The 23,240-nt window shown below is 40.6% G+C and carries 24 protein-coding genes; 12 read left to right on the top strand and 12 right to left on the bottom strand.

All coding sequences use genetic code 11. The features are described from left to right. The first annotated feature begins 95 nt into the window (after positions 1-95). Positions 96-746, top strand: a complete 651-nt coding sequence (locus tag B9T30_RS03845; RefSeq protein WP_086183852.1) for an HAD family hydrolase — start codon at positions 96-98, stop codon at positions 744-746. Positions 747-899: 153 nt separating this feature from the next. Continuing rightward, entirely contained in the window at positions 900-1,145 is a 246-nt protein-coding gene (locus tag B9T30_RS03840; RefSeq protein ID WP_086183851.1) for a DUF2789 family protein, read from the top strand. A gap of 63 nt (positions 1,146-1,208) precedes the next feature. On the opposite strand, the gene B9T30_RS03835 is transcribed toward B9T30_RS03840, so the two are convergent. Both B9T30_RS03835 and B9T30_RS03830 read right to left on the bottom strand, forming a co-directional pair. Further along, positions 1,209-2,075: a LysR family transcriptional regulator gene (locus B9T30_RS03835; protein WP_086183850.1), complete on the bottom strand. Its 867-nt coding sequence runs from the start codon at positions 2,073-2,075 to the stop codon at positions 1,209-1,211. A 193-nt stretch (positions 2,076-2,268) separates the two neighbouring features. Next, positions 2,269-2,511 (bottom strand): DUF2061 domain-containing protein, encoded by a 243-nt coding sequence (locus tag B9T30_RS03830; RefSeq protein WP_086183849.1) that lies wholly within the window; start codon positions 2,509-2,511, stop codon positions 2,269-2,271. Positions 2,512-2,693: 182 nt separating this feature from the next. On the opposite strand from B9T30_RS03830, the gene B9T30_RS03825 reads away from it, so the two are divergent. The 5 genes from B9T30_RS03825 (at position 2,694) to leuB (ending at position 7,124) form a co-directional block, all read left to right on the top strand. Further along, the gene (locus B9T30_RS03825; protein ID WP_086183848.1) at positions 2,694-2,885 is read left to right on the top strand and encodes a hypothetical protein; all 192 of its coding nucleotides are present in this window, start codon (positions 2,694-2,696) and stop codon (positions 2,883-2,885) included. 344 nt (positions 2,886-3,229) lie between these two features. Then, positions 3,230-4,663 (top strand): 3-isopropylmalate dehydratase large subunit, encoded by a 1,434-nt coding sequence (gene leuC, locus B9T30_RS03820; RefSeq protein WP_086183847.1) that lies wholly within the window; start codon positions 3,230-3,232, stop codon positions 4,661-4,663. Between the two features lie 19 nt (positions 4,664-4,682). After that, the gene (gene leuD, locus B9T30_RS03815) at positions 4,683-5,333 is read left to right on the top strand and encodes a 3-isopropylmalate dehydratase small subunit (protein ID WP_086183846.1); all 651 of its coding nucleotides are present in this window, start codon (positions 4,683-4,685) and stop codon (positions 5,331-5,333) included. A 104-nt stretch (positions 5,334-5,437) separates the two neighbouring features. Beyond that, positions 5,438-6,001: a hypothetical protein gene (locus B9T30_RS03810; RefSeq protein WP_086183845.1), complete on the top strand. Its 564-nt coding sequence runs from the start codon at positions 5,438-5,440 to the stop codon at positions 5,999-6,001. 43 nt (positions 6,002-6,044) lie between these two features. Continuing rightward, positions 6,045-7,124, top strand: a complete 1,080-nt coding sequence (gene leuB / locus B9T30_RS03805) for a 3-isopropylmalate dehydrogenase (RefSeq protein WP_086183844.1) — start codon at positions 6,045-6,047, stop codon at positions 7,122-7,124. Between the two features lie 91 nt (positions 7,125-7,215). Here the strand turns inward: leuB and B9T30_RS03800 are convergent, their stop codons facing one another. Further along, positions 7,216-7,620, bottom strand: a complete 405-nt coding sequence (locus B9T30_RS03800; protein WP_086183843.1) for a hypothetical protein — start codon at positions 7,618-7,620, stop codon at positions 7,216-7,218. A gap of 228 nt (positions 7,621-7,848) precedes the next feature. On the opposite strand from B9T30_RS03800, the gene B9T30_RS03795 reads away from it, so the two are divergent. Then, on the top strand, positions 7,849-8,211 hold the full coding sequence (locus tag B9T30_RS03795) for a lysozyme inhibitor LprI family protein (protein ID WP_086183842.1): 363 nt from the start codon (positions 7,849-7,851) through the stop codon (positions 8,209-8,211). A gap of 61 nt (positions 8,212-8,272) precedes the next feature. On the opposite strand, the gene infA is transcribed toward B9T30_RS03795, so the two are convergent. Continuing rightward, positions 8,273-8,494 carry a translation initiation factor IF-1 gene (infA, locus tag B9T30_RS03790; protein WP_001284370.1) on the bottom strand — a complete coding sequence of 74 codons (222 nt, stop codon included), beginning with the start codon at positions 8,492-8,494 and terminating at the stop codon, positions 8,273-8,275. A 230-nt stretch (positions 8,495-8,724) separates the two neighbouring features. Between infA and B9T30_RS03785 the strand changes: the two genes are divergently transcribed. Beyond that, positions 8,725-9,735 (top strand): AraC family transcriptional regulator, encoded by a 1,011-nt coding sequence (locus tag B9T30_RS03785; RefSeq protein ID WP_086183841.1) that lies wholly within the window; start codon positions 8,725-8,727, stop codon positions 9,733-9,735. Positions 9,736-9,828: 93 nt separating this feature from the next. Here the strand turns inward: B9T30_RS03785 and truA are convergent, their stop codons facing one another. The 5 genes from truA to asd all read right to left on the bottom strand — a co-directional run bounded on the left by truA (position 9,829) and on the right by asd (position 15,776). Further along, entirely contained in the window at positions 9,829-10,626 is a 798-nt protein-coding gene (truA, locus tag B9T30_RS03780) for a tRNA pseudouridine(38-40) synthase TruA (RefSeq protein ID WP_086183840.1), read from the bottom strand. Between the two features lie 12 nt (positions 10,627-10,638). Beyond that, on the bottom strand, positions 10,639-11,607 hold the full coding sequence (locus B9T30_RS03775) for an asparaginase (protein WP_086183839.1): 969 nt from the start codon (positions 11,605-11,607) through the stop codon (positions 10,639-10,641). A 48-nt stretch (positions 11,608-11,655) separates the two neighbouring features. Beyond that, positions 11,656-13,002 (bottom strand): hypothetical protein, encoded by a 1,347-nt coding sequence (locus B9T30_RS03770; protein ID WP_086183838.1) that lies wholly within the window; start codon positions 13,000-13,002, stop codon positions 11,656-11,658. A gap of 70 nt (positions 13,003-13,072) precedes the next feature. Further along, positions 13,073-14,512, bottom strand: coding sequence for a hypothetical protein (locus tag B9T30_RS03765; protein WP_086183837.1), 1,440 nt, complete (start codon positions 14,510-14,512; stop codon positions 13,073-13,075). A gap of 142 nt (positions 14,513-14,654) precedes the next feature. Then, entirely contained in the window at positions 14,655-15,776 is a 1,122-nt protein-coding gene (asd, locus tag B9T30_RS03760; protein WP_086183836.1) for an aspartate-semialdehyde dehydrogenase, read from the bottom strand. A 184-nt stretch (positions 15,777-15,960) separates the two neighbouring features. Here asd and B9T30_RS03755 point away from each other — a divergent pair, with 184 nt between their 5' ends. Then, on the top strand, positions 15,961-17,088 hold the full coding sequence (locus tag B9T30_RS03755) for an endonuclease/exonuclease/phosphatase family protein (protein WP_086183835.1): 1,128 nt from the start codon (positions 15,961-15,963) through the stop codon (positions 17,086-17,088). Between the two features lie 686 nt (positions 17,089-17,774). Here the strand turns inward: B9T30_RS03755 and B9T30_RS03750 are convergent. The 3 genes from B9T30_RS03750 to B9T30_RS03740 form a co-directional block, all read right to left on the bottom strand. Then, entirely contained in the window at positions 17,775-18,881 is a 1,107-nt protein-coding gene (locus tag B9T30_RS03750) for a glycosyltransferase family 4 protein (protein ID WP_086183834.1), read from the bottom strand. Positions 18,882-18,913: 32 nt separating this feature from the next. After that, positions 18,914-19,849, bottom strand: a complete 936-nt coding sequence (locus tag B9T30_RS03745) for a lauroyl acyltransferase (RefSeq protein ID WP_086183833.1) — start codon at positions 19,847-19,849, stop codon at positions 18,914-18,916. A 112-nt stretch (positions 19,850-19,961) separates the two neighbouring features. After that, entirely contained in the window at positions 19,962-21,857 is a 1,896-nt protein-coding gene (locus B9T30_RS03740; RefSeq protein ID WP_086183832.1) for an ATP-binding cassette domain-containing protein, read from the bottom strand. A gap of 33 nt (positions 21,858-21,890) precedes the next feature. On the opposite strand from B9T30_RS03740, the gene B9T30_RS03735 reads away from it, so the two are divergent. Together B9T30_RS03735 and B9T30_RS03730 are read left to right on the top strand one after the other, a co-directional pair. Next, positions 21,891-22,136 carry a SlyX family protein gene (locus tag B9T30_RS03735; protein ID WP_086183831.1) on the top strand — a complete coding sequence of 82 codons (246 nt, stop codon included), beginning with the start codon at positions 21,891-21,893 and terminating at the stop codon, positions 22,134-22,136. 98 nt (positions 22,137-22,234) lie between these two features. Beyond that, complete coding sequence (locus tag B9T30_RS03730; RefSeq protein WP_086183830.1) at positions 22,235-23,233, top strand: hypothetical protein; 999 nt, start codon at positions 22,235-22,237, stop codon at positions 23,231-23,233. Positions 23,234-23,240: the final 7 nt, after the last annotated feature.

Here is a 23,240-nt window from a genome sequence, read left to right as displayed (position 1 = left end):
TGTTAAAAATTGCTATGATCTTAACGAATTTCTATCGACTAGCGGAGATAGATTTACAAAATTTTTCTTAAATTTCAGTTTTTACGAGTATTTTCATGAAATTGGCTTTATTTGACCTCGATCACACCTTGTTAAACACCGATTCAGATTATTCATGGGGTGAGTTTTTAGTGAATGAAGGTTTGGTTGATCCAACTCGACATCGTCAAATGAATGACCAGTTTTATGAAGACTATAAAGCCGGTCAACTGGATCCGATTGCGTATAACGAATTTGTGTTCGAGTTTTTAACCCAACATGACCATGATTATTTGCATGACTTACATGAGTTATTCATGAAAAAAGTGATTCGTCCACAAATGCGTCCTGAAGGTTTTGCTGCCATTGAAAAACATCGTGATGCTGGACATGAATTGGTGGGCATCACCGCAACCTCCGATTTTATTACCACACCGATTTTTCATGAGTTTGGCATTACTGAAACGATTGCCACCAATGCAGAAGTGATTGATGGTCAATATACAGGTAAAGTCATTAATATCGCCTGTTATCAGAAAGGCAAATTAGCACGTTTAGAACAATGGCTACAAGGCAGAAATGTTGAGGAATCATGGGCATATTCAGATTCAATCAATGACCGTTTTCTGTTGGACTATGCCGATCATGCCATTGCAGTAAATCCTGATGATCGCTTGGTTGTACTGGCGAAAGAACAAGGTTGGGATATTCAAGATTGGTCGATATGATGTATGCATAGCATTTTTAAAATGATATTGAAAATACAGCACTTTTAAGTGCTGTATTTTTATTTATGTGTATAAAATCCTTACATTTTTGTCCTTCATTTTTAACATGAAGCTGCTATGTTATGCATAAGAATTAAAATGGATGGAGAAAAAATGAGCGCTGTACGCCCAAGAATGACTCATTTATTTGAACAATTAGGCTTAGAGGCCACTGAGGACGCGATTGAACTTTTTATTGCGACCCATCAATTAAGTGCACATACCAAAATTACTGAAGCGGATTATTGGTCAGATGCGCAGCACCAGTTTTTAGCTGAAAAATTAAAGTCCGATGGTGAATGGGCGATTGTTGTTGATCAGCTCAATGAATCCTTACATGAAGAATCAACCAATCGTTAAGATAGATTAAATAGATGCAGATGCGGGATTGAAAGAGATGAAACTTTTCTCTCCCGCTAGGCTTTAACCCTTGATTTTCATCATTTCAATTAGCTCTAAAACGGCCTTAGATTGGCTGCGTCCAGGGTGCCAAACCATACCCAATTGACGGTGCATTTCAAAATTAATATCCAGTTGTTGTAAATCTTGATTGATTAAAGTCTTTGGCAAAACGGACCAACCCAGACCAATCGAGGCTAACATGCGAATCGATTCGAGTGGGTTGTTACTCATGCTGACTTTCGGTTTTAAACCACGTTTTTCAAATTCAGCCAAAGTGATTTGACTGGTATACGTCTGTGCAGCAGGTAATAAACTTGGATATCGAATTAAATCTTCAAGTTGTAAATTTTTTTGATTGGCTAGAGGATGAAAGGATGCAGCGACAAAAACCAAAGGATCATCCCAAATGTTCACATAACTCAGACGAGCGTCGCCTTGAGGCGGTAGGGTCAAAAATGCCAACTCTAAGTCACCCGCAAGTACTTTTTCATGGGCTTGCTCAGAATCAACAAAATGCACATCTAAAGTGACCTCTGGAAAGGCTTGAACATAATTGCGTAGGTGATTGGGTAAATGATGTAAACCAATATGATGGCTGGTGCCTATTTTAAGCTTACCTTGAACTTGCCCTTGTTCATGACTGAGGGTGTGATGAATATCCCCCAGTTCATTGAGCCAGTTTTTTACTTTGGGCAGTAGGGAGTGGGCGGCATGAGTGGCTTGAACACCGCGACCCGCAGACTCAAACAGCTTTACACCAAAATATTCTTCTAAACTATGAATTCGTTTAGTGACTGCAGGTTGGGTAATAAACAACAGATCGGCAGCCATAGAAATAGAGCCTGTTTCCATAACTTTAACAAAAGCTTCAAAAGCAGCAAGATTCATATGAGTAGTCTGGTTATGAAATATCAAAATAAGTATAAAATATTTTTATACCAAAAGTGAATGCCAGAATAAAAATCAAAGCTAAAAAATGTATGAAGATGTGAATGCACGAGGTAAAAATCACAAATCACTTCATAGTAGTAAAGTGATTTGTGGAAAGAATTAAGCTTGAACCTACAATATGTTTAATATTCTAGACCGTCATGTTCTGGCTTTTTTGCAAGTTTGAGGCATTTTTTTCCCAAACTTTTTCATGAAAGAAAAATGCAATCGCCTGAATGGTCGGTTCAAGTAAACTCAGCGTTAATGCCATCCAGATACTGCCCGTGACAAAATAGCCAACCAACAGTGCAATGCCTATGTGCATAATGTAATAACTACAGGTCTTCTTTAAGGTTTTCTGGTTGTAAGTAACAAATTTTTGAATATGTGCCATAGGGGGATTTCTCAAGCTTTATCTTCGGGATATGATTAAAGGATAATCAGTCTTATTTGATTTGTAAAAGCGAACATTTTGTATATTTAAATCGGTTTTTTGAATTAAAAGCCAGTTAATCTAAAAATCAATCAATCTAAAAAAAGTATCAACTCTTGATCTATTCTTAAAGGATGTAAGTTATGCATATTAAACATATAAAATATCTCCTCGATTTGTTTGAGGAAGCCGTAGAAAAACGTACTGCGGTTTATGAGCTTGCCGATGATGAAAATGATGAAAATCGAGCTGCGGCTGAATGTAGTGCAGCAAAAGCGGAATTAATTAAGGCGATTGAGGAACTGCTCGAGAGTAAAGCAGACCCATCTACATAATTTTATTTCTAACCATCGACAAGCGTGGCAAGAGACAGCTGAAAAATTATCCAGCCTTTTGAATACAAATAAGAAGGTTGAGATGTTGCTGTGCTTTATTCAATCTGGATTGTTGGCTCAAGCGATAAATTGATTTGGATTACTCCAATCAGATGGTCTGGAAATAAAGGGTTGGTTTAAACCTGCCGATATGAAATATGGTCAGCATAAGTGGTTTTGATCTGTTAAAAAATTAATTCCAAAAAGTTTTCAAACTAATAAAAATGATAAATTAGATTTATGTAAATACGTGGTTATAATCGAAGTTAATAAAAGCATTACCCAGTTCTATGGAGCACGTCGACATGGCAGGCAATACCCAAAAAGCAAAGACTTTGTATGACAAATTGTGGGATGACCATTTAGTAAAACAACGAGATGATGGTTCAGCCTTACTTTACATCGACCGTCATTTATTACATGAAGTTACTTCACCGCAAGCTTTTGAGGGTTTACAGCTTGCAGGTCGTAAACCTTGGCGTTTAAGTGCCAATGTTGCGACTCCTGACCATAATGTACCGACTTCAAAAGCTGAACGTGATCAAGGGATTGCAGGGATTGAAGATGAAACTTCACGTATCCAAGTGCAAACTTTAGATGACAACTGCGATGCTTTTAATATTGTTGAATTTAAGATCAATGATATTCGCCAAGGGATTGCCCATGTGGTTGGCCCTGAACAAGGCTTAACTTTGCCGGGCATGACCGTGGTTTGTGGCGACTCGCACACTGCAACACATGGTGCATTTGGCTGTTTGGCACATGGTATCGGCACATCTGAAGTTGAACATGTTTTAGCAACTCAGTGCTTAGTGCAAAAGAAAATGAAAAACATGTTGGTTCGTGTTGATGGTGTTTTAGGTCAAGGCGTAACATCAAAAGACGTGGTTTTAGCCATTATTGGTAAAATCGGCACTGCGGGCGGTACAGGTCATGCGATTGAATTCGGTGGTCAAGTGTTCCGTGATATGTCAATTGAAGGTCGTATGACCGTATGTAACATGGCGATTGAAGCGGGTGCGCGTGTTGGTATGGTCGCTGTCGATGACAAAACCATTGAATATGTGCAAGGTCGTAACTACGCACCAAAAGGTGAACAATGGGATGCCGCGGTTGAATATTGGAATACTTTACATTCTGATGAAGATGCGTATTTTGATACCGTTGTAGTGTTGCAAGGTGAAGAAATTGAGCCGCAAGTGTCTTGGGGAACCTCACCTGAAATGGTCATTCCTGTTTCACAAGCCGTACCGACTTTAGAACAAGCCAAAGATGATGTACAACGTAATGATTGGACACGTGCTTATCAATATATGGGTTTAAATGCCGGTCAAGCGTTGGCTGACATTCAATTAGACCGTGTATTTATTGGTTCATGTACCAACTCGCGTATTGAAGATATTCGTGCTGCCGCTGAAGTGATTCAAGGGCGTAAAGTTGCAGGTTCAATTAAACAGGCAATGGTGGTTCCGGGTTCAGGCTTAGTGAAGCAACAAGCAGAAGCAGAAGGTTTAGATAAAATCTTTGTTGAAGCAGGTTTTGAATGGCGTGAGCCGGGCTGTTCAATGTGTTTGGCGATGAATGCAGACAAATTACAACCGGGGGAGCATTGTGCATCGACCTCTAACCGTAACTTTGAAGGTCGTCAGGGCAATGGAGGTCGTACCCATTTGGTCAGTCCAGCTATGGCAGCAGCGGCAGCGATAGCCGGTCATTTCGTCGATGTTCGTTCATTCTAATTGGGACTAGGAGCAAATTATGAAAAAATATACCGTTGAACAAGGTATTGTTGCACCTTTAGACCGTGCCAATGTTGATACAGATTTAATTATTCCAAAACAGTTTTTGAAGTCCATCAAACGCACTGGTTTTGGGGATAACTTATTTGATGAATTACGCTATTTAGATGAAGGTTATCCGGGTCAAGATAATTCAATTCGTCCAAAAAATCCTGAATTTGTTTTGAACCAACCACGTTATCAAGGTGCATCCGTTTTGATTACACGTGCCAACTTTGGCTGTGGTTCAAGTCGTGAACATGCACCTTGGGCTTTAGAAGAGTACGGCTTTCGTACCGTGATTGCCCCAAGCTATGCTGATATTTTCTTTAATAACAGCTTTAAAAACGGTATGTTGCCTGTGATTTTAGCAGAAGACATTGTGGATCAACTCTTTAAAGAATGTGCTGCAAGTGAGGGTTATCAATTAACCATCGATCTTGAAACACAGGAAGTTCGTACACCTCAAGGCGAAGTTTTCAAATTTGAAGTGGATCCATTTCGTAAGCATTGTTTATTGAATGGCTTGGATGATATTGGCTTAACCCTTCAAGTTGCGGATGATATTCGTGCATTTGAAGAAAAAACCAAGCAATCACGCCCTTGGGTCTTTGCGGAAATTCGTGGTTAATTGTTTGAAATTTCGGACATAGTAGTATCGGAGCTTAACTCTTGTTAATATCGAATCTATAAAAATATCTCGTTGGTTTTAATTGGTGAGGTTGGGCTCGAATAATGACAAAAGTTTACGGTCAGCTTGCTGTGCTGGGGCTTGTGCTTGCATCTTTAAGTGCATGCCAAAGCTGGGATAAAAAACGTATTAATAATGTGAAAGAGACAGAGTCGACAAAATTAAATGCGTTGATTTTTTGTGCTGGAACAGAACAATGTGAGTTTGAGCGTTTCGATCAAATGCCGATTGTGGATGCTCAAAGTCACCGTGTGAGTCGTGAAGCGATTGATCAAGGGATTGTTCGTTTACAACCCAAATTGTTGGCAGAACCGAATTCTTTGTTCTTGTCCGTGCCAGCAGGGCAGCATGAGGTGGTGATTCGTTTTTATCCGATATCGAAAGATCGTGCTGAGACACTACATGTATTTCACCAATTTAATGCTCAAAAAAACTATACCTTTAAGATGTATCGTGACCGAACGAGGCATCAAGGAAGTCTGTTGAATGTTTCTGCACCTGATCCACTCTGTGTTGAGCTTCAACAAGACCAAAAAACCATTCGACGTTTCTGCAAACCTTATAATGCCTTAAATGGCTTAGGTGAGTTTGTGGAACAAAAAATTTAATATTGCATCAGTCCAATGACTGACTTTGAAAATGGAAAATCTCATGTCAAAACATATTTTGATTTTAGCTGGTGATGGCATCGGTCCTGAAATTGTTAACGCCGCAGAACAAGTACTCACACGCGTAAATGAAAAATTCAATTTAGGTTTGACTTGGGAACAAGGTTTATTGGGTGGTGCAGCGATTGATGTTCATGGTGCACCATATCCTGAACAAACAGCTGAACAAGCAAAAAAAGCAGATGCCATTTTACTCGGTGCTGTCGGTGGGCCGAAATGGGACAGCATTGAGCGCTCAATTCGTCCAGAACGTGGTTTGTTAAAAATTCGTAGTGAACTCAACCTTTTTGCTAACTTGCGTCCAGCGATTCTTTACCCACAATTGGCAGATGCTTCGAGCTTAAAACCAGAAATCGTCTCTGGCTTAGACATTCTGATTGTACGTGAATTGACAGGTGGTATTTACTTTGGTCAACCACGTGGTATTCGTGAGTTAGAAAATGGTGAGAAACAAGGTTATAACACTGATATTTATTCAGAATCTGAAATTAGACGTATTGCGAAAGTAGCATTTGAATTGGCAGGTCTGCGTGGTGGTAAAGTGTGTTCGGTAGATAAAGCCAATGTTCTAGAAGTGACTGAGCTTTGGAAACAAACGGTCACTGCAATGAAAGAAGCCGAATATCCAAAGATTAACTTGTCGCATATGTATGTGGATAATGCCGCAATGCAATTGGTACGTGCACCGAAACAATTTGATGTGATTGTGACTTCTAACTTGTTCGGTGACATTTTATCTGATGAAGCTGCAATGTTGACAGGTTCAATTGGCATGTTGCCATCGGCATCTTTGGATGAAAATGGTAAAGGTATGTATGAACCTTGTCATGGTTCTGCACCAGACATCGCAGGTCAAAATATTGCAAATCCACTCGCAACGATTCTTTCTGTTGCAATGATGCTACGTTACACATTCCGTGAAGAAGCGGCTGCACAAGCGATTGAAGATGCTGTAGGTCATGTACTGGATCAAGGCTTACGTACGGCAGATATTATGTCTGAAGGTATGGGCAAAGTGGGTACTGTTGAAATGGGTCAAGCTGTGGTTGCTGCATTGAACTAAGTTTATTCACCATAGATTTGAAATGAAAAACGCAGCCAAAGAGCTGCGTTTTTTATATTTAGTTTGCCAAAAGTGCATCAAGAGCGTGTTTTTAACAGGTGCGTCCTGACATGTGTAGCGCTTTGGCAATATTTTGTTCCAAGAGAAAGCTGATACGGCAGTTCAAATTGACATCGTAGCTTTGTGCAGCCGTACTTGGGATGGGAACGCTTGTTCCTGCACCAATGCCCATGGCAGGATTTTGCGCCATAGGGACAGGAATGCTGATGGATCGAGCTGCAATATAAGTTAAGGTATTTGCTTTTAAGATAGGTGGACTGACTTGCTGGTAGCCTATGCTGCTTAAATCAAGTTGTGCACGAATTTGATCACTGGATTGCCCGATAAATTGTTGCAAATAAGCTTCTCGCTGCATGGTATTCGTTGTCGGGGACGATACACAACCATATAGCATGCAATAGGCAGCAAAGAGTCCAACAGAAAGTATAAACTTCATAAGCTGTACTCACATCAAATAAAACCAGTGTAGGCAGATCTACTGAATCATATTGTTGTGATTCGATATACGGTCATTATTTCAATAAAATAGCCAAACATCATGTTGACTAGCCGTTTTAGATGATCAACAGCATGATAATTTTTAATATCCTATCGCAGGTATTTCGCATAAACTATTTATGAAAATTAATTTTTATAAAATACAAAAAAGTGGAAAGGAATAAAGATGAAAAAAATCATTTTGCTGCTAAGTGGCATCTTGTTGTCTGGCGTTGCATTTGCAGATAACTGTGAAAATGCACGCAATACCTATGATGATGTCTATTGCACCAACAAACTGTATGCCAGTGCAGATGCAGAATTAAATAAAAATTATCAGGCTTTGCGCGGAAAATTATCGGACAACCAAAAAAATATTCTGAAAAAGTCTCAGCTGGCGTGGATTCGTGAACGCGATGCGCAGTGCACCACAGATACAGGGATTGATGTGCAATGCCGTTTAAGTACCACGCAAGAGCGTAATAACTGGCTTAGAGAGCGTCTGCGTGAATGCAAAACTATTGGCTGTAAAACCAATGCTCTGAATTGATTTTTAGTGTTGAATATTATAAAAAAAGCCACTTTAAAGTGGCTTTTGCTTGCGCTAAAACTTAGCGTGCACGATAAGTAATACGACCCTTGGTCAAATCATAAGGAGTCATTTCTACTTTAACACTGTCGCCAGTCAAAATACGAATATAGTGTTTGCGCATTTTACCAGAGATGTGAGCAATGACTTCGTGACCGTTTTCTAAACGCACACGGAACATAGTATTAGGAAGCGTTTCGGTGACAACGCCTTCGAACTCGATGAGTTCCTCTTTATTGGCCATAGCCTACCTGATGATCAAATTGGGAAGGCGCAAATTATAGTCAATTTTTTTGCATAAAACAAGGCGGAATGGGGCGTTGCCCGATCATCTGTCAGTTAAATAAGCGAACCATACATTTAAATATTTTCTACAAAAAACAGCATTGTTCTGTTGTCAGTTCGGTCAATCACAGTTAATCTAAAATTAATCTTTTTAAGTATAAATGAAGAACATACAAGGAAGGTCTTGGCGTGGGTCAGCTAACTGATGCATCGGTTGTTTTACGATTGGGTTACCAAGCGATTCGTCGTTCGGGTTTACCAACCGAAGAAATTTTAACAAAAGCTGGTGTCGCCTTAAATCAGGTCGAAACCAATGATCGTACTCCGCTCAGTGCCCAATATGCCTTTTGGGTGGCAGCAGAGGAGGTGAGTCGTGATCCTGATATTGGTTTGCACTTAGGTGAACACTTGCCTTTATATCGTGGACAGGTGATCGAACATCTATTCATCTCAAGTGAAAACTTTGGTGAGGGACTAAAGCGAGCATTGGCCTATCAACGGCTGATCAGTGATGCATTTCATGCCAAACTGGTGCTTGAGGATGGTCGTTGCTATCTGACCAATGGTGAACAAGGGGCTTGGGTAGACCATTTGGTCAATCGTCATTTTTCTGAATGTGCCATGTCAGGAATCTTACGTTTCTTTAAATTTATTACCGAAGGTCGTTTCAACCCGATTTACATCGATTTTAATTTTAGTCAGGGGGCTTTTGATGACGAATATTTTCGGGTTTATGAGTGTCCTGTCAGTTTGGGGCAAAAAGAAACCCGTTTGTATTTTGACCCAGCCATTTTAGAGTACCAATTGTGGCAGGCAGAACCTGAGTTATTACAACTACATGAGCAATTGGCGCTGGAAAAGCTACAAGAGCTTGCACGCTATGATTTGGTCGGTGAGGTTCGCCGTGCCATTGGTTCGACTTTGGAAAGCGGTGAAACGACTTTAGAAACAGTTGCCACCCATTTAAATATTACGCCACGTCGTTTACGCACGCAGCTCAGTGAGGCGCATACTAGTTTTCAGCAAATTCTTTCGGATTATCGTTGTCGTTTGGCGAAAAAATTATTGGCCAATACCGCTGAAAGTGTGGAGCGAATTGTGTATTTAACTGGTTTTTCAGAACCGAGTACGTTCTATCGTGCGTTTAAGCGTTGGACCAATGAAACGCCAGTAGAGTATCGAAAGCGTAAGCAGCGTTAATTAAATCCCTCCCTCTTGCGAAATAGTGTTCCTTATCTTTAAAAAAGTAGAGGAAACTCCTCCCTTAAAAAAGGGAGGTTGGGAGGGATTGTATTATTCAGGCATATTTAACCAATGTGGGCCTAAGGGTACTTGAGGTAAATCAAATTGTTCTGGGTAATGTGCTTGAATAAAATATAAGCCATCGGGTGGGGCCGTAATCCCTGCTGCTTTACGGTTTTCAGCGGCAAAAATTGTGTCAATATGGTCAGTTTCATACATGCCTTGTCCAACTTCGAGCAAGCATCCCACGATGTTACGCACCATATGATGTAAAAAACCATCGGCTTGAATATCGAGCACTAAATAACAACCATGACGAATTAAACGGCAATGGCTCACATGACGTATAGGTTGCTTAGATTGACAAGAGCTGGCACGAAAGCTTTCAAAGTTATGGGTTCCTTCAAATTTTTTCGCAGCTTCAATCATTTTATCCACATCAAGTGGGTAATAGGCATGGGTGACTTGTTGATAAAGCAGTGCAGGTCGGCTAGCTGAATTGTAGATGACATAACGGTAACGTCTTGATTGTGCTTTAAAACGAGCATGAAAATCCGTATCCACCGCTTTAATCCATTGGATGGCAATGTCTTTGGGTAAAGTGCTATTTGCCCCCATGAGCCAGCCCCGCAGTGGACGAGTCGCAGAAGTATCAAAATGTGCAACCATATTGGTGGCATGTACACCAGCATCGGTTCGTCCAGCACCCTGAATAATGATTGGTTCATTGGCAATTTTACTCAGCACAGTTTCAATGGTTTCTTGCACACTGCGGACACCCGCTTGCTGGGTTTGCCAACCTCGATACTCAACCCCAGAAAACTCAATACCGACCGCAAAACGCTGCATATTTACCTCTATTTATATTGAATCATGCCAGTGGGCATGCCACTGGTCTACGCGGTCATATTGTAAATACATTTTCAGTGTTTTTGCATAAAGATCTGCATGGCTTAAGCAATCACTGACAATGATATTGGCATGTTGTGTCCACTCACTGATGGCATAGCGTTGATCAATCGTGCCAAAAGGTACTTGCGTGGTGAGAATGATGGCACAACCTTGCGTTTGAATGGCCTGAAGTGTAGAGATGAACTCTGCATTGACGGCTAAATTACCTGTACCAAAGCCCTGTAAGATCAGCGCATGAGGGGCGTGTTGCTGTAAATTTTTTAAGTTCGTGATGTGTTGTTCGATTGCTAGCGGTTGCAGCATTAAACTTAGGCAGTTGAATTCTGCTGCCTTCTCAATATCATGTTCATGCACGATATAGCTATGCTGAATCGTTGCCAAATTTACTTGGACATTTTGACCTGCAAAAGCATTTAATTCCGTTGTATGTTGTTTTAGCGCAGTTTGTGCATGAAGCAGTTGGTGCTGAAAGGCCAAATAGACACCCACTGGCGTGGTCACTACCGCATCCAGAGCAAAATTCAGGTTATCCATAGCATCGGTAAATTTGCGGGTCTGTGTACCAGAGACATTTAATAACGGATATTGGCTACCAGTTAATACCACATGAGCAGATTGACTGATAAAGTGTGCCAGCGTTGCGCTGGCATAGCTTAGAGTGTCTGTGCCGTGAATCACGACAAAATGCTGATAATGTTTAAGTTGTAGGCTTTGAATCAGCTGAATGAGTTTAAGCCAGTCCGTTGCAGTACAGGCGCTACTGTCTTTAATGCTGGGTGCAACAAAACATTCAATCTCAAGCTGTAACGGAAGAATGCGTTGTAGCTGGGGAATAAAATCTTTAGCAGGCATTGGGCTGAGTGGCTCGCCAATACAGCCAAAGGTTCCCCCCATATAAATTAAGGCTATTTTTTTCATAATAAAAAAGCAGTCAATGATGACTGCTTTATAGTAGAGCGAAATAACTTAAGATGCTATCTGATTGCGTAACTGATCTGCTTGTTGGCGTTGTTCAGTGGTATATTCAGCTTCATGCTCTATTAATAACTCATGTGCCGACTCAAAGGCCCCTAATTGAATATATTGCGCTGCAAGCTCTAAATTCAGGCTAATTTCATTCACATCAATCAGTTCAGGGAAGGAGAGCATGAGCGGATCATTTTGGTCTGCTTGAGATGCAGATGAACTGATATTGCTAATATCAAAACTTACACCAGAGCTTTTCGCTGGCGCTGTTTCTATAGATAGTGGCTCGTTTGGCGTTGCAGGTTCTAGATTAAATTCTAAATCTAAACTCGGCGTAGTTTCTTCAGCAACAGTTTTTGCTTCAACAGCTGCAACGGTTTCTGTATGAGAGAAATTAAAATCAAATTCAGCTTTTTCTTCAACTGCTGCTACTTCAAACGGAATAGTCACTTCAGCAGGTTGAGCAGACTGTTCTATTGCTGGCGTATCTAGACTAAAAGAGAAATCTAAAGGCTGGATTTCTTCTACTACAGGAGTTGGTTCTGGTTTTGCTGTAATGGTTGGCGTAGGGTCTAAAGATAAACTGCTAAAGTCTAAAGGTTTAATTTCTTCAACTATTGAGATCGGTGCTTCGATTTTTGCGGTTGTGATAGGCGCTTGATCAAGAGAAAAAGTATTGAAATCTAAAGGTTTAATTTCTTCAACGTGATCTTTTTGGCTTGGGCGTGTTTCTTGCTGTAGCTGATCAAAAGATACGTCATTTGCCGTTACCGATGGCGCAGCAGAATTATTACTCATAAGCGCATCGAAATCGGCAGTATTTTTTTGTTCAACTGCCGGTTGTTCAATTGCCGTTTGAGACGATGATTCCATTTTGAAATCAATCGTGTCTCTAGAGCTTGCCACTTTGTGGTCATGGGCCGCTTTTTTAGCCAGTGCTTGCTCTAAAAAATCGTCTAGTTCTAATGAACGTAAATGATTAATCAGTTGGTTAATTGCAAATTCATCTTTTTGTAAGATGTGAATATCAAGTAATAATAAATACAGCTCATGCTGTGAGTTGTCTTTATTTAATGCTTGATTAATTTGTGCTTCAGCAGCAAAAAAATTGTGTGCGCTGATTAATGTACCAATTTTATTGCGCACATCCTCAGCTAAAGCAGTGGTCTTTTTCTTTTCCACCACAGGATCTGACACAATTTGAGTTTTTTGAGGTGTCTTTTTGGTTGAGCTTACTTTTTTCGCTTTCGCTGTTGAAGTTTGTTCCGCTTGTTTACCCGTTTCACGCTTTTTTAGGACAACTGCGATCACTAATAACAATATAAACGGAATCACATAAATCAGCATGTTGTTACCCCTTACAGGATTGAGTTGTTATCAATGAAACTCATCCAAAAAAATCAAATTGTATAACACTTTAGTGTGTTGGCTTTTTCTCTACTTGTTGTGCTTTCAATTGTTGTTGCAATTGGGCAAGACGAGTATTCAATAATTGAATTCTGTGATCCTTGTGACGCAATGCCAATTCTAACTGTGTTACGTTTCTCTGTAATTTAACGGTTTTTTTACGAGATGTCATAACTTTTAATGATAACTCGTTTGAAGTTTGATTTCTTTCTGTGTTCTTCTTAGCAGAACCGCTGGCTGAATCTTGTTCTTTCTCTGCGACTAAGCTCATTTCCGCTTGATTTAAGCGATATTTGGCTTTACCCGATTGTTTAGAAGATGCATTCATTACATTAGTGACACTGACTTTTTGCTCTTCTTTTTGAGGATTTCCTGTGTTGAGGTTTAAGGCAACACCACGACGCAAACGGTTGATATCACCTTGAATAAAAGCATGTTCATTATTGCTTTTGATTTGTTTCATCACTTCGCCAATCGGGCGATTTTGCTCAGTGGCTACACGTGAAGCGATTGCCCATAGAGACTCATTGGATTGCACCACATGCTTTGTGCTTTGCGCTGTTATTGCTGGGGCATTTTGATGTGGGACAGGTTTTTGTGTGGCAGGAGATGATTCTGCTTTAACTTTGGTGGCAGCTTGTTCCACAGGACTATTTATTTTTTTCGCCTCGGCACCTTTTGGAGTTGGGGATGCTGCATATTTTTTCGCTAATGGGTCTGCGGAGAGCATTGTGTTAGGTGCTTTTGGCTGATTTTTTACCGTATTTTGCTGTGCTGTTACTGTATTGGGTTTAACCGATACGACATCCTTTGAGGTTACAGCTTGAGGGGCAAGCATGGTCATCGAGGAGATCGGCATGGGTGCAGAACTCGCTGCATTGAGGCTAGGCGGAGCTGTCTTGCGCACCATTAATGGTGCTTCAAATGATTGTTGTGCGATGACTGCTACTTTTTTAGTTTGATATTGCGTGCTTTCAGGGAGTTGCAAAGCAATTTCTTTTTCACTGACGATGCTGATTGGTGTTAAAGGCTTTTCATTGCCTTGAGTGCGTGCTTGAGTATTGGCCGTGCTACGTTGTAGTGGCGTTTTGATATGTTGTAATCGCGTTGCATTGCCTTCTTTAATTTTAATAATAACATTAAGTTCAGCTTCGGTCAGTGGACGTGAAGAGGTAATGGTAATCACGCCATTACCCGAACCATCGCGACGGGTAAAAAAATTAAGATGTCCAGGTGGTTGATGTGTTACGCCTAAAGAAAGAAGTTCGTCGACTGTCGCCAAGCTGGCTTGTATTTGTGCATTTGGATCAGCTTGACGGAAATTCATTTCAGCATAGAGTAATTCACCTGGTGCAGATTGAATTTGAATAGGATCAATCGTAATCGCATGAATATTCTGCGAAGCAATAATGGCTAAAATGGCGATCTTTAATTTTTTATATGCGGTCATCTTAATCTTTAGCTCGGTTTTGTATCGCATTGCGAAGTTGTAGATTAACGAGATGTTGAAGAGTTGTAAAATATTAACATAAAGAATACATAAAAAAAGCCGATCACAATAGATCGGCTTTTGATTTTTGAATCTTTAGCAATTACGCATTTTTATATTCAATTAAGATGCGCAGCATACGGCGTAAAGGTTCCGCAGCCCCCCAAAGCAATTGATCGCCAACAGTGAACGCACCAAGGTATTCTTTACCCATATTGAGTTTACGTAAACGACCGACTGGAACAGTTAAAGTACCAGTGACTGCAACAGGTGTAAGATCCGTCATCGATGCTTCACGGGTATTTGGAACCACTTTTGCCCATGGGTTGGATTGACGAATCATGTCTTCAATTTCATCCAATGGTACATCTTTCTTTAACTTCAATGTTAAAGCTTGAGAGTGGCAACGCATGGCACCAATACGTACACAGTGACCATCAATTGGTACGATAATTTGTTGATTGCCTAAAATTTTGTTGGTTTCAACTTGTGCTTTCCATTCTTCTTTCGACTGACCGTTGTCTAACTGTTTGTCGATATAAGGAATGAGCGAACCCGCTAAAGGTACGCCAAAGTTTGCAGAAGGGAAGCCTTCACCACGTTGTAAGTCTGCGATTTTAGAGTCAATATCTAAGATTGGTGAACGTGGATCATCTAACAAATCTTTAGTATTGTTATATAAATAACCCATACCTGAAATCAATTCACGCATGTTTTGTGCACCAGCACCTGATGCTGCTTGATACGTCATGGCAGTCATCCACTCGACCAAATTGTTTTGGTAAAGCGCGCCCATGCTCATTAGCATCAATGAAACGGTACAGTTACCGCCGACGAAGGTTTTGGTGCCTTTGACTAAGCCGTCTTTGATTACGTGCATGTTGACAGGATCAAGCACAATGATCGCTTCATCATCCATACGCAATGTAGATGCAGCATCAATCCAGTAACCGTTCCAGTTTTCCGCTTTTAATTTCGGAAAAACCTCAGAGGTATAATCACCACCTTGGCAGGTAATAATGACATCCATTTGCTTCAGACTATTAATGTCTGATGCATCCATAAGTGCTGGGGCAGTCTTACCACCAAAAGCAGGGGCTTCACCACCTGCATTACTGGTAGAAAAATAGAATGGCTCAAAATGAGCAAAATCATTCTCTTCAACCATACGTTGCATAAGGACGGAACCAACCATCCCGCGCCAACCGACCAGACCTACTTTCATGTCACTTCGCCTCGGTGCGTTAAAATAAAAAGGAGATTCGAGTGTATCAAAAGAGCGCACAACTGCAAGCGCTACACAATGAAAACAGCAATATTATTGTGTAATATATCTTGTTTATGTTACATGCAAAACTGATATAAATTTATGAATCATGAAAGAATTAAGAATATAAGAGAAGTACATCATGATCTGGGTAGAAGCGTTAGCTGTTGTGGTGATTTGGTTGAGCTTTTGGTCACTCATTCCACGTGATGAATGGTGGTTTCGCGGTGCAGATTTTCCACGCTTACAAATTTTAGTTTTGGGGTTAATTGCCTTTGTCCTGTTGTTAGTCTGGGATCAGCCGTGGGATATCTGGCGGGAACTTATTTTTATTGCCTTAATTGCAGCACTGGCTTATCAACTGAAAATGGTGCTGCCTTATACCTTTATTTGGAAAAAGCAGGTCAAGCAGGTTCGTCAAAATCAGTTGAATTCAAAGCAGCAAATCTCGGTGATTGTGTCCAATGTACTGACGCCAAATCAGCAATATCACTTGTTGATTGAACAGATTCGGCAACACCAACCCGATTTAGTCCTGACTTTAGAGTCAGATCAAACTTGGCAAAATGAACTGGCAGTGATTGAAAAAGATTATCCGTATCGTGTCCCTGTGCCCTTGGATAATTTGTATGGCATGCATTTATATAGTCGTCTTGAATTAAAAGACGCTGAAATTAAGTTTATTTTAAGTGATGAAATCCCTTCAATTCATACCACGGTAATTTTGCGTTCAGGTCAACCCGTGCAGCTCTATTGTTTGCATCCGAAACCGCCCAGTCCAACTGAAGCCAAAGATTCAACCTTACGTGATGCAGAACTGCTGATTGTGGGGGATCAAGTTAAAGATTTGGATCAAAGCTGTATTGTGATGGGCGATTTGAATGATGTGGCATGGTCACGGACAACACGGCTTTTTCAACGCATTAGTGGCTTACTCGATCCGCGTGTGGGTCGACATTATGTCAATACTTTTCATGCCGATTACCCGCTGCTCAGATGGTCTTTAGATCATGTGTTTCATAGTACTGATTTTGCTCTAGTTGAAATGAAGCGCTTGCCCCATATCGGGTCAGATCATTTTCCAGTACATGTTGTTTTACAAACAGGGCGTATTTTTGATCAGATTCAAGAAGAGCTTGAACAAACCGATGAAGATGAACAAGAGGCACAGCAAGCTATTCAAGAAGGAATTGAACAAGCAGAAAAGGAAGAAAAAATAGTCACCGATGAAATTGCACAGGATTATAAAAATGAGACTAAAGTGCCTTAAAGTGATGATCGGGGGATTAGGGGAATAGTGTACGAAATGGCTTACATTGATTTAGGTCTATGGCGAATAGTCCTTTTTTAAAATTTTACTTAGTATGCACACATCAGCCAAGGAGTTGGGAACGGAACATCCCATTATGGAAGATGATGCTGGTGGATAGTCATCATGGATATGATGCAGCAATGGATAGCCACAACAGAATAAAAACAAATTTTGAAAGCACAACCTTATGAACCCGAGTTTTGCAGGAAGCAGAACTCGGGTTATGCTTTTATAGCCAATGCTAAAAATAAAATGTCAGCGATGTACTGAGTAAAAATTGAAAAATCTAACCTCTCTTTTGTTTATTTTACCGATTTAGTTCGTGATACTTTGCAGATCTATACAGGATTATTACTGTTGTTTAAGGTTAATTTTTTCATCACGATCAGCTGAAATCATATCTTGCGATTTAGGTCGTGCTGATTGTTGCTGTTTGGGTGAAGGGCATAGTTTAGGCTTTGGAAAGACTGCTTTTTATGACTCGTGAATGATCTCAGTGTACTTTGCTTGATTAGCCCTCATTTTAAAAGTTAGTGCAAGCTATTGCAGCATTGACAAAATATTGAGTGTTTTGCAACCAGTCTACTTTTATAGATCATAGAGAGATAAAAGTAGACTGATTTGAGCCAGTACATGTTTTAAATTTAATCTAAATTTAAAACATGTTTATATAAATCAATGGTTCGATCACACATCTCTTTTAAACTAAACATCGTGACGGGTTCAACGCCTTGAGGTTCATCTATATGCTGCTGAACGGCATGCAATAATGCAGCTTGATCACCTACATCGATTAAACCTTGCGGATAAAGATGAGATAAAATTTCTGCCACACCACCACGATTCCAGCCAATTACAGGTGTTCCCACCGATAGCGCTTCTAAAGCGGTACGTCCAAAAGTTTCTGCTTGATTGGACAAAGACAGCACCACGTCGCTAAATGCAAGCCATTCACGTATATCTGAACGATGCCCAACAAAAGTTATTTGATCTCGCAAACCTTTAGCTTGAATGTTGTTTTCCAGTTCTTCTAAATAGGCCTGCTTTTTAGCATCAGCGCCACCGACCACGACTGCATGCAAATTTGGATATTGGTTTTGTAATTGTTGCATGAGTTCAATTAACGTTTCATGTCCTTTTAAACGGGTAATACGTCCTGGCAAACAAACTAAAAATTTATTTTCCAGTTGCGGGAAATCTTTAAAAGTTTGATTGATCCAGAGTGCAGAAGGTTGATAACCGTGAGGAAATTCTTGCGGTGAAATGCCACGATAAATTCGGACAATATGTTCAGGCGGGCAGTTTTGATAATGTTCGGTAATATATTTCACCACACTATCAGACACGGCAATCACTTTTTCTGCTTGCGTCATAATGGCACTATAACGATTGGTCGAATAAAAACCATGCACGGTAGAGATCAGATGTGGACGTTGCTGTGCAGGAATGCCTTTGAGTGCAAAATGCGTCAGCCAAGCAGGTACGCGTGAACGGACATGGACAATATCAGGTTGATGTTGCTGAATGAGTTTACGCAATGGTCGTATTTGCCACAGACTGGATAAAGATTTTTTATGAATGGCTAAACTGAGGTGTTGCGATCCTTCAGCTTCAAGTTGAGCAACCAGACGTCCACCATTTGAAACAACAATCGATTCGTGACCTGCTGCAATCAGTGCACGTGCAATTTCCAATGTGCCACGTTCAACGCCACCACTGTTTAATTCTGGAAGAAGTTGCATAATTTTCATTGGTATTCTCTTCAACTTTTTTAAAGGTGGTGTTAGTAAATTTCTTCGTAGCCTTCAGGGCGAGTTTTAAAGCGGCGATGGAACCACATATATTGGGTGGGTGCGATGCGCAGCTGATTTTCAATAATTTTATTCACCAGCGTGGCATCTTCAAGTTCATTGTCACTCGGTATGCTAGCGACCATAGGCTCAAGCAGTACATGGTAACGAGGGTCTTTAATGTCACCATCGCGATAGAAATACAAAGGCACTGCAACTGATTTTGACATTTTAAGTAAACGACGATGTGCCGTGACTGTAGCGGCAGGTACGTCAAAGAAGGGTGCCATGATACCTTGTTTTAAACCATAATCTTGGTCGGGACTATACCAAATGGCATGACCATTTTTCAGATCTCTGATTAAGCGCCGCATATCATCATGGTCAATTTGGTGGTCATAAATGGTGGCACGGCAGCGGTAGATCAGCATGTCGAGGAGGGGGTTATTCTGCGGACGATATACGACGCCCAGCTCAAAGTACTGTGAGCACAAATAACCGCCTGCATCTAATAAAGTCGAATGTGTACCCAGCAGTAATACGCCCTTGCCATCAGCTTGTGCATGGTGCAGATGTTCTAAACCTTCAATACTGACCCGATCTTTAAACCATTGCGGGCAATACCATGCATTTAAGGTTTCAAAAATCCCCAACATTTGATCGACAAAAACCTGTTTGGCATGCTCTTGAAGCTGTTCAGCTGTCCATTCGGGAAAACACACTTCTAAATTTCGAAGTGTAGTGTGACGACGTGATTTCAGGTTGTTGAATGCGATCTGGCCTAAAAAAGTCGCTAAACGATGTTGAATCGCCCACGGTAAAATCGCCAAAATCATGAGAAAAATAATACCCATCCAAATGCCCCAATACTGTGGCAACAGAAATGACCATTGAAATGTACCCGGTTGATAGTTGGTTTTTTTACTCATTGTTTCGTGCGATGATCTGAATTAGACAGGAATGTAGTGTAGCACGAACATAATTCTGAAATAAAAAGGCATCTGTAGATATCTCTACAGATGCCGATTGACACAGGGTGAATTAATTGCCTTTCGACATGTTGTCTAATTCTTCCCAACGTTCTAACTTTTCAAGCAATAGTTCATCAATTTCAGCTAAACGTGCAGAAATTTTTGCCGCAGCATCAGCATCAGAGACAAACAATGAACCATCAGCCAATTTTTCATTCAAGCTGGCTTGCTCTGTTTCTAAAGCTTCCATTTCAGCAGGCAATTGCTCCAAAGCACGTTGATCTTTATAGCTCAACTTTGCTTTTTTTGGCACAGCTGCTTCGGCTTTCGCCAGAGCTTTTTTTACATCACTTTTTTGATCCACCGCAGTTTGATCAGGGCGTTGTTCTAAATAGTCCTGATAACCACCGATGTATTCATCGATATGACCTTTACCATCAAAGACCCAAGTCGAGGTCACAACATTGTCCATGAATGCACGGTCATGCGAGATCAGCAGTAATGTGCCTTTATAACCACCGAGCATTTCTTCTAATAGCTCTAAAGTCACCATATCCAAGTCATTGGTTGGCTCATCCATAACGATTAAATTTGATGGTTTAAGCAGGAGCTTCGCTAACAGAATACGGTTGCGTTCACCACCAGACAAGGCTTTTACCGGAGTACGAGCGCGTTCAGGTGAGAACAAGAAATCTTGCAAGTAGCTGTAAATATGACGACGACCGCCATTTACATCGACAAAATCCGAACCTTCAGACACGTTATCTTTAACCGATTTTTCAAGATCTAGTGCATTACGCAGTTGGTCGAAATAAGCGACTTCAAGCTGTGTACCTGTTTTTACAGTTCCCGTATGTTCCAGCTCACCTAAAATGGCTTTGATTAGGGTAGTTTTACCCACACCATTGTCACCGACTAAACCAATACGGTCACCACGTAGCACCAATGCAGAGAAATCTTTGATAATGGGTTCTTGGTCGCCAAAAGCAACACTAAGATGTTCAATATCGAAGACCAACTTACCTGAACGATTAGCATCTTGAGTCGCCATGCTCACTTTGCCTTGTTGTGAGCGACGTGCTTTTGATTCTTCACGTAAATCTTTCAGCGCACGAACACGACCTTCGTTACGGGTACGACGCGCTTTAATGCCCTGACGAATCCAGACTTCTTCTTCAGCTAAGCGTTTATCAAATAACGCATTTTGCTTTTCTTCAGCTTCCATTTGCTGCGCTTTAAGATCAAGGTAACGTGTGTAGTTACCTTCATAGCTACGCAAAGTACCACGGTCAAGTTCAACAATGCGTGTCGCAATGCTATCGACAAATGAACGGTCATGCGAAATGAAGAGTAGTGTTAAGTTGTTTTGATCGAGTAGGAATTTTTCTAACCACTCAATACTTTCAACGTCCAAATGGTTGGTTGGTTCGTCAAGAAGTAATACGTCAGGTTGTGTTAAAAGCGCACGAGCCAAAAGAACACGACGTTTACGACCACCCGATAAATCGGCTAAATCAGCATCTGGGTCAAGACCCATCTTGCTCAAAATCGAGTTGACTTTAGTTTCTAAAGCCCAACCATCCACTTGATCAAGTTTGTGCTGGAGTTCGCCCATACGGTCACAGGCATCCATATCACCCAATACACACGCATCACTGGCTTCATGATAAGCTCTGAGTACTGTAGCGGCTTCACCTGCGCCATCTGCAACAATATCCGCAACTTTACCAGAGTCCATGGGTACATCTTGAGCCAGCATGGAAATGGTAATGCCATTTTGTATAGAAACTTCACCACGATCTGGTAGTAAACTTCCCTCAATGAGTTTAAGTAAAGTAGACTTACCTTCACCGTTACGGCCAATCAAACAAACTCGTTCACCGCGTTCCAAATTAAAGTTCGCGCCGTCGAGCAGGGAAGGTCCGCCAAACGCAAGTTGGACATCCCTTAATGTAATATAGGCCATACTGTTTCCTGAAATCCAAAGTGAGGACTTAAAATGACTAAACAAAAAAATCTTAATGATCAGGCGTCATTGTCCGCACCCTTAGAAGATTTGCAAGTGCGAATTACATTTTTAGATGATTTAGTTGAACAATTGAATGAACAAGTCACTCGTCAAAATGCCGAAATAGTTGATTTGAAAAAACAAATGCAGTTTTTGTATCAACGCATTGAATGTGCAGATTTATCTGATGGGATTGCCGCTTTTGATCCCATGAGTGATCGACCACCGCATTACTGAGTCAATCTTTATCGGTCTTTTTGCTGAATTGATTTGACCTTTTAAGCCAAGCTCGCTCTAATGCGTGCTCAAAGTTTGCTTACTTGTCTATTGAGATTATGTCCAACAAAGTCGTTCTTCTTGATCTTGAAAATAATATGCCAACGGCACAGCTGTTGCGCGACATTATTCAACACTATGCAGTAATTTACCTATTTAACTGCACTGGAAAATTTGAATATTCACTGGAAGATTTAACCGAGTTTTCAAGTTGGATCAGCAGTGGTCAAGTGGTGATTTTAGAAACCGCAGAGGTTGATCAAAAAGAATTTGAATATGCGGTGGTGGTTGGACAGCTGATTGCCTTGTTAGAACCTGACACGTGTATTGAAGTTATTTCTGCCATGCCTAGCAGTGAAATGTTACTTGAAATGATGCAGTCATCGAATATGAATTGTAGCCTTATTCACGTTCAGGCTGAGCAATCTTCTTTTAATTCAAAATATAAAATTCCAACTGTCGAGACGATTAAGCAAAAACCGAATCTACTGTTGGTTAAAAAATATTGTGATGTTTTGGGGGGGATGAAAGGAAAACCCAACTCGATTGAGAAACTTAACAACTCGATCAGTAATATTTTGCAAGTGGCAAGTGAGCAAGCACAACAGTTGATTGGTTTACTGATCAATCTAAAAATTGTGAAACGTTATGATGAGCAAATTAGCTTTCGTAAAAAAGTGTTGAAACAATGGATGCAGCTTGATTTAGATGCAGTGACTCCTTTAGAAGACGTGCAAAATACGAGCGAAATACTGGCCCAGCGGCAACGAGAATCTGGTTCAGATGAAGGGTTAGAACAGTCAAATACCATTCATCATGCACAAAAAGATTTGTTTAAAAACTTTTCGAAAATTGATCCTGTTCAGGTGGTGGTTGCACGTAAATTACGTGAATTAAAATCAGATAAGCCGAAAGATATTTATGCTTTACGGGATTTATTAGAACAAATTTTCCCCAAATCGGATGTACGATTATTGCTTAAAGAATTGATTGAGAAAGGATATATTTATTGGGATGGCAGTGAAGTGCTGTATAGCCATGAAATGTTCCTAAATTAATTTCATC

This window comes from Acinetobacter sp. ANC 4973, from assembly GCF_002135275.1.
GTDB classification, from domain to species: domain Bacteria; phylum Pseudomonadota; class Gammaproteobacteria; order Pseudomonadales; family Moraxellaceae; genus Acinetobacter; species Acinetobacter kyonggiensis.
This window is presented reverse-complemented; position numbering and strand designations above follow the sequence as displayed.